We start from the raw sequence: 13,763 nt of genomic DNA, 5'->3' as shown, positions 1-13,763 counted from the left end.
GGAGTCATCCATGGCCAAGACGATCGCCGTCACTCTGATCGCAGGCTATCTCGGCGTCGGCAAGACCACCTGGCTCAACGCGCATCTGCGCAACGGTGTCGCATCGGGAACGCTGGTGCTGGTCAACGACTTCGGCGCCATCAACGTCGATGCCGAGCTGATCGACTATCAGGGCGATCGTCTGCTCAAGTTGAGCAGCGGCTGTTTGTGCTGCTCGCTCAGTGACGAGCTGGGCACACAGCTGTCACGTATTGCCCGCTGGTCCGAGCCGCCGACCCAAGTGCTGATTGAGACCAGCGGGGTGGCCAGGCCGACACGCATTGCCGATCTGATTCGGGTCGCCCGGCAGTATCATCTCACGCGCATCGTCACCCTGATCGACCTGGCCTCGCTAGCAACACGCCTCGCCGATCGCCGTGTCGGCGACTTGATCGTGGAGCAGATTGCCGCCGCCAGCGAGCTCTCCTGCAACCGGGGTGACACTCTCGACCACTCGGTGCAGCAGCAATTGCAAGAACGCCTTGCCGCCCTCAACCCCGGCGCCAGCCGTTCCTGGGAGACGTCTTCCGGCGGCGAGCGCGAGCTAGGCTCCGTCCTCGAAGACCTCCATGCCTCGAGGCCCCGCCCTCGTTTTCGGTCAGTTTATCGGCCGGCCGGCCCCGATCCGGCATGGAAGCGCTTCGCTATCACCCTGTCCGCCACGCTCAAACGCCAGGAACTCGAGGCGCTACTGACCGCCCATGCGGATGGTATTGCCCGCGCCAAGGGCTTTCTGCAGGCAGACGGCCGCCACTACGTCTTCCAGTGGAGCGGTGACAAGGCCTACTGGACCCCGAGCTCCCCGCGTCCGGGCAACGGTCAATTGGTTGGCATCGGCTTCGACGGTGTCACCTTCGAGGCACTAGTCGCGGCGCTAGAGGCGCTTTCAACACGCTGACGACTTTCTCGCCGAGCTGAGTTGAGTAGGCCGTTTGGTGGCGGCGTATTTGCATTTTTCTCGCCGCTGAACCACACTGCAGGAGCGTAAGGAAACACTGTTTTTTAACTGAGGTTTCGCATCATGAAAAAGACACTGCTCTCCGTGACTACTCTATGCGCACTGGTCGGTGCCGGTGCGTTCGCCACTACCGCTCAGGCTCAGCAGTCCTTTGGTTATCCGCAGGGCTACGTGGGCGGTGATGCCATGTTCTGGAACCTGGATCCCGATAACGGCTCTTCGCGCGATGACGTGGGTCTGCGCCTACGCGGCGGTGCCCAGTTCAACGACTACTTCGCCCTGGAAGGCCACGTAGGCACCGGCGGCTCTGATGGCGGTGCTGAGCTCGACTATCTGGTCGGCGCCTACGCCAAGGGTATCGCGCCCATCACGCCAGACTTTCGCGTCTATGGCCTCGTTGGTATGACCGAAGTGGATTTCGACATCGACCGCGAAAGCGGCTTCTCCTACGGCGCCGGGGCCGAGGTAGACGTCGCCGATAATCTCGCCATCGGCGCTGATTACATGCGCTACCTGGATAAGTCGGCCTACGATTTCGACGCCGCCAGCGTAGGCCTGCGCTATCGGTTCTAATCCTGCCACGCGCATCGCTGCGTAGTGCTAAGTCGACCATCGCCCCTGCTGCCTTAGGCGCAGGGGCGTTTTATTGCTCGCTATTTTTTAGCTCACGAATTCGTACTTACGATTCGTGCTTATGATCATTTGTTAGCTTGCTAATAATGTGCTAGATTAGACGTTCGTCGCAGCTTGCGGTGCGCCTTTGGCGTGCCGTCCGACACGTTTTTTTGGTTCTCGAGTGAATCCGTATGTCCCCTGATCAACAATTCGCCCGCTGGGTGAAGGTGGCGTTGGCTGCCTTTGTGGTGTTATTCGCCTACTTCATCCTGGCCGACAGCTTCATGCCGCTGACGCCGGAGGCGCGCGTGCTGCGCCCGGTGGTGAGCATTGCGCCTGAGCTGAGCGCGCCGGTCGAGCGCGTGCAGATCCACGAGCAGCAGCGCGTCTCTAAAGGTGACGTACTCTTCTCGCTGGATGCCGAGCCTTTTGAGATTGCCGTCGAAGAGGCGAACTTGATGCTCGAGCAGGCGCGCCAGGAGAACGCGCAGCTAGAGGCGAACCTGGCCGCCGCGCAGGCGGATTTGAGCTCGGCCCAGGCGCTGGTTCAAGAAAAACGCAGCGAACGCCAGCGCGGCGAGACGCTGGTTGCGCGCCAAAGCCTGTCGCGTCAGAACTACGAAAGTCTGGTGGCTGCCGCCCAAACTGCCGAGGCCGACGTTCGCGCTGCCGAAGCGGCAATTACCAGCCTCGAAGTGCAGCTGGGCGAGGAGGGCGATGCCAACCTGCGCTTGCGTCAGGCGCGTAACCAGCTGGCGCGGGCGCGTCTTGATCTGGAGCATACCGAAGTGCGCGCACAGCAGGCAGGCACCGTAACCAACCTGCAACTCCAAGCCGGTAGCTACGTGCAGGCGGGGCAGCCGGTCATCGCCATGGTCAGTGATACCCTCGATATCGTGGCGGATTTTCGCGAGAAGAGCGTGCGCCACCTACACCTAGGCGACCCCGCCGAGGTGATTTTCGATAGCCTTCCGGGGCAGATTTTCCCCGCGCATGTCACCAACATCGAAGCGGGGGTGCTTCAGGGCCAGCAGGCGGCCAACGGCCAGCTAACCGATATTCCCACCACCAACCGCTGGGTGCGCGATGCGCAGCGCTTGCGCGTGCATATTCTGCTCGATGAGCCTCTGGCCGTTCCCATGGCGACTGGCGCGCGGGCCTCGGTGCAGTTGGTGCCGGGTGATGCGGCGCTGGCCAAACCCTTTGCCTGGCTGCAGGCGCATCTCGTAAGTTGGTTGCATTTTGTCTACTAGCGCCGTGCCTGGGCTTACCGACAACGGCCTACGCCAGTGCCTGCGCATTGCGGGCGGCGGCGGTTTGGGCTTTTTCGTCAGCCAGCTCATGGGGTGGAACTACGGGGTCTTCTACACCGTGTTCCCCATGTTCCTGCTCGGGATGGTGCCCTTCATCAATGCGCACGTGGTGCGTCAGTTCGTCAGCACCATCGTGGTCAACTCCATCGAGGTGACGCTGATCGTCGGCTTTTTAATGCACATGCCGGTGATCATGACGCTGGTGGTGTTGGCCCTGTTTACCGCGCGCTTCTACCTCATGGCGAAGGGGCCTTTCTTTCTCTTCGGCGCCAACGGAGTGCTGACGCTAAGCGTACTGCTACACTTTGCCAGCTACCCGCAGCTGGATCTGGGCGACTTGATTGGCAATAACTTCCGCGCCAGCGTTTTAGCGGTGCTGCTCGCTTTCTTGATGCACTGGCTATTTCCCGATGTAGCGCCCCGCCAGATGCCGCCGCGTAGCGAAAAAAGCGCCTCACAGGTACGCCACGAGGCGCTGATGGGGGGAATGACCGCTACGCTCTCCTTCATCGTGTTTCAGGTGCTGGATCTGCAGGGCTCGCTTTCGGCGCAAATGGCCACGATTCTGATCCTGTTCGCGCTAGGCTATCCCGGCGCGCGGGCATCGGCAGGTAAGCGCGCCGTGGGCACGCTCTTGGGCTGTAACCTGGCGCTTGTCATGCAGCTACTGCTTTATACCCACGCCTACCATTTTTCGTTGATCATGCTGCTCTATTGGGTGGGGCTGATGTTCTTCGCGCGCGCGCATATTCTCGAAGGCGGCGGCTCGGGGATTGGCTTCGGCGGGCTCACCACGCTTGGCATTCTGTTTGGCCAGTCGCTCGGGCCGCAGCAGGATTTGGTCTACAGCGCGCTCTATCGCTTCTCCTCGATGGCGGTCGCGATGACGCTGACCATCTTGGTGATGGCCACGCTGCACTATCTGCTTAACCTCACCACTTGGGCGCGCAGCAGTGCATAAGTACCAATGACGCACCAGCGTGACGCACTGAGACGAATTTTTACTGCAAATTTACACCTTAACCGAGCGATGTTGGTAAGTCTGTACTATGCTCTTAATACGCTGGTTAGCGCGCTTAGAGGCCGCAACCGCGTATCGTCTGACTAGACTGTCTATCTCACGGATTAGAGGTGTTCGACATGACTAACGGCAAAACTGATCAAGCGAAAGGTACTGCGAACAAGGCGGCGGGTAAAGTGAAGGAAGCCGCTGGTAAAGCAACCGGCAGCACCAAAACCGAAGCCAAAGGCAAGGCGCAGCAGGCCAAGGGCGAATTGCAAAAAGGCAAGGGCGAAGCCAAGGAAGCGCTCAAGAAGTAACGTTTTTAGTTTTAAAACACGTTTTAAAACACATAACAGCGGGGAGCCATTTGGCTCCCCGCTGTCGTTTGCCTCTTATCTATCCGGTCGTGCTACCTAGTCGTTTGGTTATCTGCGACTTTTACTCGTTTTCGAGCTCCATCGACAGACCCATTTCGACCCCGGCGTCATCGACCCGCACCCAGTACTCCATCAGCCGATAGACATCGCCGTATTGGCGCAGCATCTCGATATCGGAGGCGGTCATCTCTTCGTTCGGCGTTTGATCCAGAACATCGGCAAGTGCCGTGTAGAGTTCACCCGTGAAGTGACTGTAGAAGAGCAGGTCGCGATCAGACGTTTCCGCATCGAGGGCGGCTTGCGGCGCCTTGGTATCCTCACCCGAGCTGAGCGCCAGGGCGGAATCCGACATGGCGGCGTAGAGCGGCGGCACCTCGGGCGGCAGCATCATGCTCTCCACGCGCTTGGTTTCGCCACCTGGCTCCAAGCCGAGCATGCCGAGCTCGGGCAAAAAGGCGCTGGCGGTAGAGATCAAGCCCATGGGGTTTTGCGAGGCAAGCGTGAGCACGCCCGTTAGCGTTGGTGCGCCTGCTTTCATGTAGAGGCTGTCGATACGCGCGTTGAGCCCTGAAAGCGACGACCCCAGCATCAAGGTAATGGGGTTGTTGAGCGCCATGTTGAGCTCGTCCCAGGTGCCGTTGAGATCCCGTAGCTCTTCGCAGGTGAAGGGGTTCTCGCGCACCGCTTGGCCATAACGCTGCACCGTTTGCAGCAGCATGGGTAAATCCAGCCCAAGCCCGACGCTGGCGATGCCATTGGTCGCGCCCATGCCCGGCACCGGCGCAATCATGTCGCGTAGATCACCCACGATCTCTTCGTCGGTCTGGAGGATGAGGTTGAGCTCCATACGCTCCAGGCTGTACTCACGCATGCCCATGACGAGGCCCGGGAAGCGGCCCGTCAGACGATCGATATCGCCCTGGCAGGAGGAGAGATCCAGCGGCTGCGTGTCGGTGGCATCGAGAAGTGCCGTGGTGCCCGCGTGCTGGGGATCGCTCAACTCGGCGAACAGACGGGCGGTATCGACGCGCCCGGCGCCCCCAGGGGTAAAGGCATGACGCTCTTCGAGAGCTTCGAGCGCGCCGCTGTCATCGATGTTCTCATCGGGCAGCGTCTTGCCCATCACCTCGGCCAGCAGCGCATCGCTTGCGTCACTCGGTACAACGGACAGAAGCGCCTGACCATCGATGATGGTCATGATCGCCTGTAGCGGGCCCTCGCCCGAGCTTAGAATCCAGTACTCGGTGCCGTCGGTGGTGGCAGTACGCGGCTGGATCTCGGCGCGCTCCAGCACGCGTTCGAATGTCGTGCGGAAGCTAGCTTCGTCTTCGAGCTCGAAGCGTAGCACCGGCAGAATGCCCAGGCCGTAAAGGGCCGAGTGTGGGCTCATCTTGAGACCTAGCGCGTGAACGTCGTCGAGCGTTTCGACGCCCATCAGCTCCTCACCAACGGCGAGCAGCACCTGCACGATGGCGCGCAGGCCTGGATCATCGATCTCGGGCAGCGATTGGCGCAGCTCATCCAGATCCGATTCCATGCTATCCATGGGCATGCGCTGGTAGAGGGTAAAGACATCCTCTTCCGGCAGCGCCTCGCGGGTGGCCACGTAGTAGGGCGAATCGGCGGGAATATAGCGCAGTAGGTGCTCAGCGGGGTTCTGCGGCGCTTCTTCTTGGGCGGTGGCGGCGGGAGCTTCGTCATCGTTACCGCAGCCCGTCAGCAGGCCAGTGCTAAGCAGTGCCAGTGACGCCGCCAAATAAAAGGTTGGTTTCATTGGGAATCCATTCTATGAAAGTGGCGCAAGCCGTTTTGGTGAAGCCCTAGAATACATAACTTGTGATAACGATTCTATTCTCTTTAATGAACGCAGAGTGCGCTTTCAGCGTATAAAGAGCGGCGTTTAATAGTGATGAAAGCGCGGATGATTTTTTTTAAAGCGTTCTCTCTTGGCGGTACTTTTCTGCTTGAGCTTCCATTCCTTTCATGACCGTTTCGGCGTCGCCCTCTAGTCCATGTTCGGCGGCGTAGTCGCGTACTTCCTGCGTGATCTTCATCGAGCAGAACTTCGGCCCGCACATGGAGCAAAAGTGCGCCACCTTGGCGGAATCTTTCGGCAGGGTTTCATCGTGAAAGCTGCGCGCGGTGTCCGGGTCTAGCCCCAGGTTGAACTGATCCTCCCAGCGGAACTCGAAGCGCGCTTTCGAAAGGGCGTTGTCGCGGCGCTGCGCTGCCGGGTGGCCTTTGGCCAAATCCGCTGCGTGAGCGGCGATCTTGTAGGTGATGATGCCGGTTTTCACGTCCTCCTTATTGGGAAGCCCAAGGTGCTCTTTAGGCGTCACGTAGCAGAGCATCGCGCAGCCGAACCAGCCAATCATGGCCGCCCCAATGCCGGAGGTGATGTGGTCGTAGCCTGGGGCAATGTCGGTGACTAGTGGGCCAAGCGTATAAAAGGGCGCTTCATCGCAGTATTCGAGCTGTTTGTCCATGTTCTCTTTGACGAGGTGCATGGGCACGTGACCGGGGCCTTCGATCATCACCTGCACGTCGTGCTTCCAGGCAATGTGGGTCAACTCGCCCAGGGTTTTTAGCTCTGCCATCTGGGCTTCGTCGTTGGCATCATGAATCGAGCCGGGGCGCAGGCCGTCGCCGAGAGAGAACGCCACGTCGTACTGCTTGCAGATCTCGCAGATCTCCTCGAAGTGGGTGTACAGAAAACTCTCCTGATGATGGTACAGGCACCACTTCGCCATGATGGAGCCACCGCGAGAGACGATGCCGGTGGCCCGTTTGGCCGTCAGCGGCACGTAGCGCAGCAGCACGCCCGCATGAATGGTGAAGTAGTCCACGCCCTGTTCTGCCTGCTCGATCAAGGTGTCGCGAAACACCTCCCAGGTGAGCTTTTCCGCCACGCCACCCACCTTCTCCAGCGCCTGGTAGATCGGCACCGTGCCAATAGGCACCGGCGAGTTACGCAGGATCCACTCGCGGGTTTCGTGAATGTTCTGCCCGGTGGAGAGATCCATGATGGTATCCGCGCCCCAGCGGATGCCCCAGGTCATCTTGTCGACCTCCTCCTCGATGGACGACGTGACCGCCGAGTTGCCCAGGTTTCCGTTGATCTTCACCAGGAAGTTACGCCCGATGATCATCGGCTCGCTTTCCGGATGGTTGATGTTGCAGGGAATGATCGCCCGGCCACGGGCTACCTCGTCGCGCACGAATTCCGGGGTGATCTCGTCAGGAATGCTGGCGCCAAAGCTCTGGCCGCGATGCTGGTGGCCCAGAATCCGCTCCACTTCAGCGTCACCCAACGCCTGGCGGCGCTGGTTTTCACGGATGGCGATGAACTCCATCTCCGGCGTGACGATACCCAAGCGGGCGTAGTGCAGCTGGGTCACGTTCTTACCGGCTTTCGCCCTGCGCGGCGTGCGCTTCAAATCGAAACGCAGCTGGGCAAGGGTGGGGTCGTTGGCGCGGCGCTTGCCGTACTCCGAGGTCAGGCCATCTAAAAACTCGGTATCCCCGCGCTCCTCGATCCACGCTTGGCGCAGCGTTGCAAGGCCCCGACGTAGGTCGATCTGCACGGCGGGGTCGGTGTAGGGGCCGGAGGTGTCGTAGACTAGAAGCGGCGGGTTGGCTTCAGCTTCGCCGCTCGTTTGGGTGGGCGAAAGTGTAATCTCGCGAAAGGGCACACGGATATCCGGGCGCGAGCCTTCGATATAGCGCTTGGCAGAACCCGAAAGCGGGGCTATGGCGGCGGCGTCGACCTTGGCGGTTTCGGCCAGAAAGTGCTGGGTGCGGCTCATGATGAGGTTCTCTCGTTGTGGTTATTGTGGGTCAATCGGCCAGATCCAGGCCCATCTGCCAGAAATCGATTTCCAACCGCGTGGCGTCGCGAAATATCCGGGTCAGTTCGGCAAAGCGGGCGGGGCTGGCATCGGCCAGGCGCGCATCGAGCCAATCGATCTCTGCGCGCATCGCAGCCTGGAACGCCTCGCCTTCGTACATGGCAATCCAGGCGTCGAAGGGGTTATCGCCGCCGCGCCGGGTGGCCGGGTGGGCGTTCAACCAGTTGGCGATCTCGCCATAGCCGACCATGCACGGGGCCAGCGCTACATGAAGATCCAATAGATCACCCCGATTGCCGGTATCCAGCACGTAGCGGGTGTAGGCCAGCGTGGCCTTCGCTTCGGGAAGCTGGGCCAGCTCCTCTTCTGAAATACCCCACTGGCGGCAAAAGCCCACGTGCAGGTCGAGCTCCACATCGACGATGGCTCTCATGCCCTCGAAGGCGTGGCGTAAATCGGAAAGGGAGGGGCTCTTGTAGGCGGCCAGTGCGTAGGCGCGCGCGAAGTGGATGAGAAACAGGTAATCCTGCTTCAGGTAGTGGCGAAAGGCGTCCTCGGAAAGCGTGGCACTGCCCAACTGGCGAACGAAATCGTGCTCGATATAGGCGCGCCAGTCGTCGTGGCAGGCAGCGGTCAGGTCGTCGAAACGGTAGCTCATGCATCCTCCGGTAGTGGTGATCCGAAGGGCAGGCGAGAGAAGATCGAGAGAAGGGCACGGCGAAAGGGCACACAGGCGGCCGCGCCTCGCTTGATCCCTACGCCGGTACCCGCGCTGCGTTCAAGGCAGCACATTAGCCGGATCAGGTTCAGCGGGACCAGCACTCGGCGCTCTCAAAAGAGCACGCCCTGCGCCATCTCAGCCGGATATCACCGGCACCCCGTCAAGCAGTCAACGAGGCGAGTCTAGGCGGCGATGGGGGGAGATGCAAGGGGGGTTAGGTGATCATCGCAGCGGCAGTATTTATCCGTACTTACGGAGTAAATATCGGGTAGGGTAAGAAAACCTTACCATTGCATGAGTCGTAACAGGGAAGCATTGACGTTGAAAACAAACACCGATACGGGCTGGGAAGCGTTCTATCAGGCCAACCAAACACGTACCGCCTCACCGTTACTGCGCCGTGCTCTAGGGGCAGAGTGTTTACCGATGGGGAATAGATGCGCCATTGATCTTGGATGTGGCGGCGGCATCGAAACGGCAATGCTGTTACACGCTGGCTGGCGCGTAGTCGCCATCGATAAAGAGCTGGATGCCATTAAGCGCGTTAACATGCTAAAAGCGAGCCTGCCGCATACAGCGCTAACGATCATAATGTCGCGTTTCGAAACGCTAGATAGCCTACCCACATCGGCACTTATACACGCCGGTTTGAGTTTGCCCTTCTGCGAATCCAATCACTTTTCAACGCTATGGACGCTGATTCAGTCAGCACTCGAACCCGGCGGCCTCTTCGTCGGCCACCTATTCGGCACTCGACACGACTGGGCTGGTAACCAAGCAATGACGTTTCACACCAAAGAAGAGGTAGAGGCGCTTTGCGATGGAGTAGAGATTGAGCTCTTCCGCGACAGCGAAGGAGATGGCGGGCTGGTACCGCACCACTGGCATCGATTTGATCTTATTTTAAGGAAGCCAATGGTTTAAACGAGGTGAATGTTTGCGTGTAGCGGGTTACTATCCGAATTTGTCATCAAGGCTGGTTGCCGTACTTCATAAAAGTGAAAGGAAAAGCGAATCCAATAGCAGTACGTCTTTTCAGTACGAAGGCTATAACGTTTTACCAGCAAGGTAGCCCGGACCCTTTCCATTAGCTTCATGGGGTATCCTTTTGTATTAATTAATAGTGTCTTTACATACAGTATTATTGAGAATGGCAAATCGTGCCAACACGCGAATTTTGGATAGGTAGCCAAAATTTGCTTTGCTAGCAATAGAATCAATGAGATAGATTTGATCAAGGCAGCTGCATAACCTCAATGAACGCACCAGCACGTTCATTGAGGTTATGCAGACGGGTATATAGTCACTGTTAGCGGGCAGGGGTATATGGATTTCGACTGGGGAACATTTTTAACAGCACACGCCAGCGCAATCTTCGCGCTCACCGGCGCACTAGGCGGCGGAGTCCTGTCGTTCATCGGTGCTCTACTACTAAAGAAGCGAGAGTTCCATCTCTCAGTATCCGGCAAACTTTTGGATCGCCGCATCGCTGCGCATGAGAGAGTCATCGCTCTCGCGACGGAGATGCGCGTAATGGTAGCGCTAGGTGGATTTTCGTCGTCAGGAGAGGTCCGACGTGCCCCCCAGGTAATGATTTCCCGAGACACCTTTGACGATTGGTTCACCCGCTTTACGCAGCTAAGCCTTGAGGGCACATCTTGGCTCTCTACTGCGGCAAAGCGAGAGGTGAACTTCGCTCAAGACTATCTGATCACCTTACATCTTTATCTGGAGCAGATCCCGTCGGACCGATTTCTAGGCTTAGGAGAGGTCATCCGACAAGACTTTGTTGGCTTGTCGTCGTCTCTGGAGAAGGCGGCCTTCGGATTCTTCCAAAGTGGCGTTCGCAAGTTGAAGCCGGACAGCTTGGAGAAGTGGCACAAGTACAAGCGAAAAGAGACAGAACGGCGGTTAGCATCGACATTATTGCTCACCAACCAAGGTGCATTTGTCCAAGCGCAAAGTGATGCCAATGCCCTCTAACAATTCATTCAAGCCGACGCCGCTTCGCGGCGCGGCGCGGCTTAACTCCGGCGTTAGGCACCGGAGAAAGGGTCTCACCGCATGAGTAGTCATCAAAGGCTTGCAGAAATTCACATTGCGCAGGCGAGGTCAAGAGCATTGCGCTTGTTTGCCTTCACAAGCTCCGTCTTTCCCGGTGAATGGAGCAACCAGTGGATAGAGACAATAGTTCCTGACCTCGTTGAGTTTGCTTTCCACGCCAGGAAAGTCAATGAATTTTGTGGTCTGATGGACCATCCATTCGCGTCAATAGACGTTAAGCTCGTATCAATATCAAGCGGTGATCCTGGGAAGTGGGAAACCAGCTACCGCAACGCGCTCAATGCTCTGATGCACATGCGATCTTTTACGGTAGGCAATGCACACTCGGATCATCGACGAATCTTTCTGGCGTCGGAAGCAAATCTGATCACGTTATACATAAGGGTTTCTACAGATAAATTCCCTTCAGCAACCATTAGCATCTTTGGTCTGGTAAATTGCTTTCTCAACGAGGTGCTCCCGCAAGTGCGCATAAGGTATCCGAGCTTCGCTTTTTAGCGGTCGGCGCCTAACAACTCATTCAATCCGACGCCGCTTCGCGGCGCGGCTTAATTCAGGCGTTAAATACCAGTGACCGCGAGATCCACTGCCGCAACAATTTGATCCCGGAAATGTGAAAGGGAACCGATGGGATTTTTAAGGTATTTTTCTGGCACCGACGAAATTTGAGGAGTCATCAACAGCAGTTGCTGATCGTTAAACGATATCTCGGGCGTGAGGCCTCGCATCGGCTGGCTCTCAAATGCTGAAGTTTTGCCCAAGGGAATAACGATACGAGTTGTCAGGTCGGTCAGGAGGCCACTTTGAATATCGACGAGGTAGGGATAGTGAGTTTTGCTGGTTTTGCTTGGATTGGGGTAAACATCGAACTGCGCCATCAAAACTCCCTGAATTCGTCACCGAAGCATCCGTGTTGCTTGACAAACTCGTTGTAGCTTCGGATCGCAGCGCGATTTTCTTCTACCCATTGAGCGGCAGCGCGTTTGGCGAGCTCTTCTTTCAAGGCCCGCTCCAGAGTGGCTGAGAGGCTGATGTTCAGATCCCGCGCTTTGCGGAGCAGGTCACTGTTAACTGACAAGTTTGCCGCTTTTTTTGGTGCGGCTGTGTTGTATAGTTCGACCATCATGCCCTTCAATATAGCTGTTGCACGCATAGCGTCAGTGTATGCGCATGGTCGTGCGCATACAAGAGCATTTAACCAGCGGCTGTTGTCGGACGCACCTACGCTGCGCTCCGGTACGCCGCTAATCCAAGCGTTAGGCGCAGATCATGTTTCGTATTTTCGAGTGCAGCTGCGGTCGACCTCCGTTCAACTACAATGACTTTCGCAGTCGTGATGTCGGCGAGGATGACCATGGGGCCACAGTTGAGATCCATACTTGCCGCTCCTGCGACAAGCAATGGTGGGTGTATCTAATAGAAGAGCCCCACTTCACGAGATCTGGCCGCTGGTGGCGCATCCAAATCTCCTCCAAAGATATTGAAGAGCTCAGTCCTTCATCGGCGAGGCGGATCATCGAGGCTCAACAATGCCGCTTCGCAGCGCGGCTTAACTCAGGCGTTGAGGCTGTAGTGAAACTTCGCTGACAACTACGTTTTGGTAGGGTCGAGGGAACATACAAAGAGCGGCCGCATCAGTCTCGGGGCTATGTGGCACCCCGAGCACACCCCGCATTATCTGGGTAGGGTGTGCAGAAACCAGGGGAGCATTACACGGTGGCCTTGCCTTTGTAGATGTCCATGACGACTGCGGCTTTGCGCTTCGCCATCCAACGTTTGACGGTAGGTTCATTACTCACTTCATCCTCCTGATGGCTTCACTATAGTCTGTGTAGCTCGGGAGGGGGGCACTTCACATCGTTCAGGAGCCGAGCCAGGCGCGGCCACTGGTGGTCCAGGTAGTGTAGAGCTTTACCCAGCGCACATTTGGCAGCACCTGGACCTGGGCTAGTTCACCGCCTTGGCGGCCTGGGCAATCACCTCGGCCACCTCATCGGGGTTCGTCATCGGCAGCATATGACCGTTCGTGATCTCAATGACTGTCGAACCGGCACGCTCTGCCATACGGCGCTGCAGCTCCGGTGAGATGAGAAGATCTTCGGTAGCGACCGTCATCCAGCTTGGTTTATCTTGCCATGCCGCAGAAGTAACTTTGTGAGAAAGATTCTCCGCGTTGGCCCATGCTTGGGATCTTGCCAAAAAGAGTGCGTCTTCTTCTGAAAGACCGTTACCTGCCAAGGAGAGGAACGCGTCGTCATTGACCAAAAGAAAGCCATCGTCGGTGACCGTCAGCTTGTCGGCCGTGAAGTCGCTGGTCGCTGAGGCTAGCAGGTCGCCGCCGCTTTCCCCGATATCAGGCTGGAAAGCTGTAACGTAGACGAGACCTTTGACGCCTGGGTCGATGCCGGCTTCGGTTATCACCACGCCACCATAAGAATGTCCCACCAGCAATACTGGGCCGTCTTGTACGTCCAGGCTTCGCTGAACCGCCGCGACGTCATCTTCGACGGATGTCATTGGCAGTTGAGTCACTGTGACCTTTAGGCCTTCGGCAGTCAGTTGGTCGTATACCCCTCGCCAAGTGCTGCCATCGACGTTTCCGCCGTGCACCAGAACGATGTTCTTTACATCAGCGATAGCCATACCTGGCAGCGCCATTACGGCACCTAGCGTAACGCTTACGGACAAGGTGAGGGTGCGGAAATTGATCATGTTGACTACCTCTGTTGAGCGTCGAAAACGGTGTAAGTATGCATATTGAATATGGAAGGTTCCTCCATGTTTTAAGTGGAGGAAATAGCAGGGTCAGATGAAAATTACTGCAA

The 13,763-nt window shown here is 57.6% G+C and carries 15 protein-coding genes and 1 riboswitch; of the genes, 8 read left to right on the top strand and 7 right to left on the bottom strand.

What is annotated here, in order from left to right:
* Positions 1-10: 10 nt before the first annotated feature.
* The 5 genes from LLY24_RS09620 (at position 11) to LLY24_RS09600 (ending at position 4,245) form a co-directional block, all read left to right on the top strand.
* Positions 11-937 carry a CobW family GTP-binding protein gene (locus LLY24_RS09620; RefSeq protein ID WP_259036079.1) on the top strand — a complete coding sequence of 309 codons (927 nt, stop codon included), beginning with the start codon at positions 11-13 and terminating at the stop codon, positions 935-937.
* Positions 938-1,060: 123 nt separating this feature from the next.
* Positions 1,061-1,570 (top strand): porin family protein, encoded by a 510-nt coding sequence (locus LLY24_RS09615; protein WP_259036078.1) that lies wholly within the window; start codon positions 1,061-1,063, stop codon positions 1,568-1,570.
* Positions 1,571-1,803: 233 nt separating this feature from the next.
* Positions 1,804-2,865, top strand: a complete 1,062-nt coding sequence (locus LLY24_RS09610) for an HlyD family secretion protein (protein ID WP_259036077.1) — start codon at positions 1,804-1,806, stop codon at positions 2,863-2,865.
* Positions 2,855-3,886, top strand: a complete 1,032-nt coding sequence (locus tag LLY24_RS09605) for a DUF2955 domain-containing protein (RefSeq protein WP_259036076.1) — start codon at positions 2,855-2,857, stop codon at positions 3,884-3,886. Before LLY24_RS09610 ends, LLY24_RS09605 begins: the two co-directional genes overlap by 11 nt.
* A gap of 179 nt (positions 3,887-4,065) precedes the next feature.
* Positions 4,066-4,245: a CsbD family protein gene (locus LLY24_RS09600; RefSeq protein ID WP_259036075.1), complete on the top strand. Its 180-nt coding sequence runs from the start codon at positions 4,066-4,068 to the stop codon at positions 4,243-4,245.
* A gap of 121 nt (positions 4,246-4,366) precedes the next feature.
* On the opposite strand, the gene LLY24_RS09595 is transcribed toward LLY24_RS09600, so the two are convergent.
* From LLY24_RS09595 to tenA, 3 genes are all read right to left on the bottom strand, one after another.
* Entirely contained in the window at positions 4,367-6,079 is a 1,713-nt protein-coding gene (locus LLY24_RS09595) for a hypothetical protein (RefSeq protein ID WP_259036074.1), read from the bottom strand.
* A 157-nt stretch (positions 6,080-6,236) separates the two neighbouring features.
* The gene (thiC, locus tag LLY24_RS09590; protein ID WP_259036073.1) at positions 6,237-8,111 is read right to left on the bottom strand and encodes a phosphomethylpyrimidine synthase ThiC; all 1,875 of its coding nucleotides are present in this window, start codon (positions 8,109-8,111) and stop codon (positions 6,237-6,239) included.
* 31 nt (positions 8,112-8,142) lie between these two features.
* On the bottom strand, positions 8,143-8,811 hold the full coding sequence (tenA, locus tag LLY24_RS09585) for a thiaminase II (RefSeq protein ID WP_259036072.1): 669 nt from the start codon (positions 8,809-8,811) through the stop codon (positions 8,143-8,145).
* A 77-nt stretch (positions 8,812-8,888) separates the two neighbouring features.
* A riboswitch (TPP riboswitch) is annotated at positions 8,889-9,044 on the bottom strand.
* Positions 9,045-9,195: 151 nt separating this feature from the next.
* Between tenA and LLY24_RS09580 the strand changes: the two genes are divergently transcribed.
* Positions 9,196-9,798 (top strand): class I SAM-dependent methyltransferase, encoded by a 603-nt coding sequence (locus tag LLY24_RS09580; RefSeq protein ID WP_259036071.1) that lies wholly within the window; start codon positions 9,196-9,198, stop codon positions 9,796-9,798.
* On the opposite strand, the gene LLY24_RS18325 is transcribed toward LLY24_RS09580, so the two are convergent.
* Positions 9,795-9,962 carry a phage integrase N-terminal SAM-like domain-containing protein gene (locus tag LLY24_RS18325; RefSeq protein ID WP_345799651.1) on the bottom strand — a complete coding sequence of 56 codons (168 nt, stop codon included), beginning with the start codon at positions 9,960-9,962 and terminating at the stop codon, positions 9,795-9,797. The two genes, LLY24_RS09580 and LLY24_RS18325, sit on opposite strands and share 4 nt — an antisense overlap.
* A 238-nt stretch (positions 9,963-10,200) precedes the next feature.
* Here LLY24_RS18325 and LLY24_RS09575 point away from each other — a divergent pair, with 238 nt between their 5' ends.
* Both LLY24_RS09575 and LLY24_RS09570 read left to right on the top strand, forming a co-directional pair.
* Positions 10,201-10,857 (top strand): hypothetical protein, encoded by a 657-nt coding sequence (locus LLY24_RS09575; protein ID WP_259036070.1) that lies wholly within the window; start codon positions 10,201-10,203, stop codon positions 10,855-10,857.
* 81 nt (positions 10,858-10,938) lie between these two features.
* Positions 10,939-11,436, top strand: coding sequence for a hypothetical protein (locus tag LLY24_RS09570; RefSeq protein ID WP_259036069.1), 498 nt, complete (start codon positions 10,939-10,941; stop codon positions 11,434-11,436).
* Positions 11,437-11,498: 62 nt separating this feature from the next.
* Here LLY24_RS09570 and LLY24_RS09565 read toward each other — a convergent pair whose 3' ends face one another.
* The 3 genes from LLY24_RS09565 to LLY24_RS09555 form a co-directional block, all read right to left on the bottom strand.
* Complete coding sequence (locus LLY24_RS09565; protein ID WP_259036068.1) at positions 11,499-11,816, bottom strand: CcdB family protein; 318 nt, start codon at positions 11,814-11,816, stop codon at positions 11,499-11,501.
* Positions 11,816-12,064 (bottom strand): type II toxin-antitoxin system CcdA family antitoxin, encoded by a 249-nt coding sequence (locus tag LLY24_RS09560; RefSeq protein WP_259036067.1) that lies wholly within the window; start codon positions 12,062-12,064, stop codon positions 11,816-11,818. The genes LLY24_RS09565 and LLY24_RS09560 overlap by 1 nt, the downstream gene beginning before the upstream one ends.
* A gap of 821 nt (positions 12,065-12,885) precedes the next feature.
* The gene (locus LLY24_RS09555; protein WP_259036066.1) at positions 12,886-13,650 is read right to left on the bottom strand and encodes an alpha/beta fold hydrolase; all 765 of its coding nucleotides are present in this window, start codon (positions 13,648-13,650) and stop codon (positions 12,886-12,888) included.
* Positions 13,651-13,763 lie beyond the last annotated feature (113 nt).

This window comes from Halomonas dongshanensis, assembly GCF_024790395.1.
Lineage (GTDB): Bacteria > Pseudomonadota > Gammaproteobacteria > Pseudomonadales > Halomonadaceae > Vreelandella > Vreelandella dongshanensis.
The sequence above is the reverse complement of the archived record's forward strand: the minus strand, read 5'-3'. Positions and strand labels throughout refer to the sequence as shown.

Coding starts and splice junctions, on each gene's coding strand:
- LLY24_RS09595 (WP_259036074.1), bottom strand. CDS start 6,079: ATGAAACCAACCTTTTATTTGGCGGCGTCACTGGCACTGCTTAGCACT.
- LLY24_RS09610 (WP_259036077.1), top strand. CDS start 1,804: ATGTCCCCTGATCAACAATTCGCCCGCTGGGTGAAGGTGGCGTTGGCT.
- LLY24_RS09600 (WP_259036075.1), top strand. CDS start 4,066: ATGACTAACGGCAAAACTGATCAAGCGAAAGGTACTGCGAACAAGGCG.
- tenA (WP_259036072.1), bottom strand. CDS start 8,811: ATGAGCTACCGTTTCGACGACCTGACCGCTGCCTGCCACGACGACTGG.
- LLY24_RS09560 (WP_259036067.1), bottom strand. CDS start 12,064: ATGATGGTCGAACTATACAACACAGCCGCACCAAAAAAAGCGGCAAAC.
- LLY24_RS09620 (WP_259036079.1), top strand. CDS start 11: ATGGCCAAGACGATCGCCGTCACTCTGATCGCAGGCTATCTCGGCGTC.
- thiC (WP_259036073.1), bottom strand. CDS start 8,111: ATGAGCCGCACCCAGCACTTTCTGGCCGAAACCGCCAAGGTCGACGCC.
- LLY24_RS18325 (WP_345799651.1), bottom strand. CDS start 9,962: ATGGAAAGGGTCCGGGCTACCTTGCTGGTAAAACGTTATAGCCTTCGT.
- LLY24_RS09565 (WP_259036068.1), bottom strand. CDS start 11,816: ATGGCGCAGTTCGATGTTTACCCCAATCCAAGCAAAACCAGCAAAACT.
- LLY24_RS09555 (WP_259036066.1), bottom strand. CDS start 13,650: ATGATCAATTTCCGCACCCTCACCTTGTCCGTAAGCGTTACGCTAGGT.
- LLY24_RS09570 (WP_259036069.1), top strand. CDS start 10,939: ATGAGTAGTCATCAAAGGCTTGCAGAAATTCACATTGCGCAGGCGAGG.
- LLY24_RS09615 (WP_259036078.1), top strand. CDS start 1,061: ATGAAAAAGACACTGCTCTCCGTGACTACTCTATGCGCACTGGTCGGT.
- LLY24_RS09575 (WP_259036070.1), top strand. CDS start 10,201: ATGGATTTCGACTGGGGAACATTTTTAACAGCACACGCCAGCGCAATC.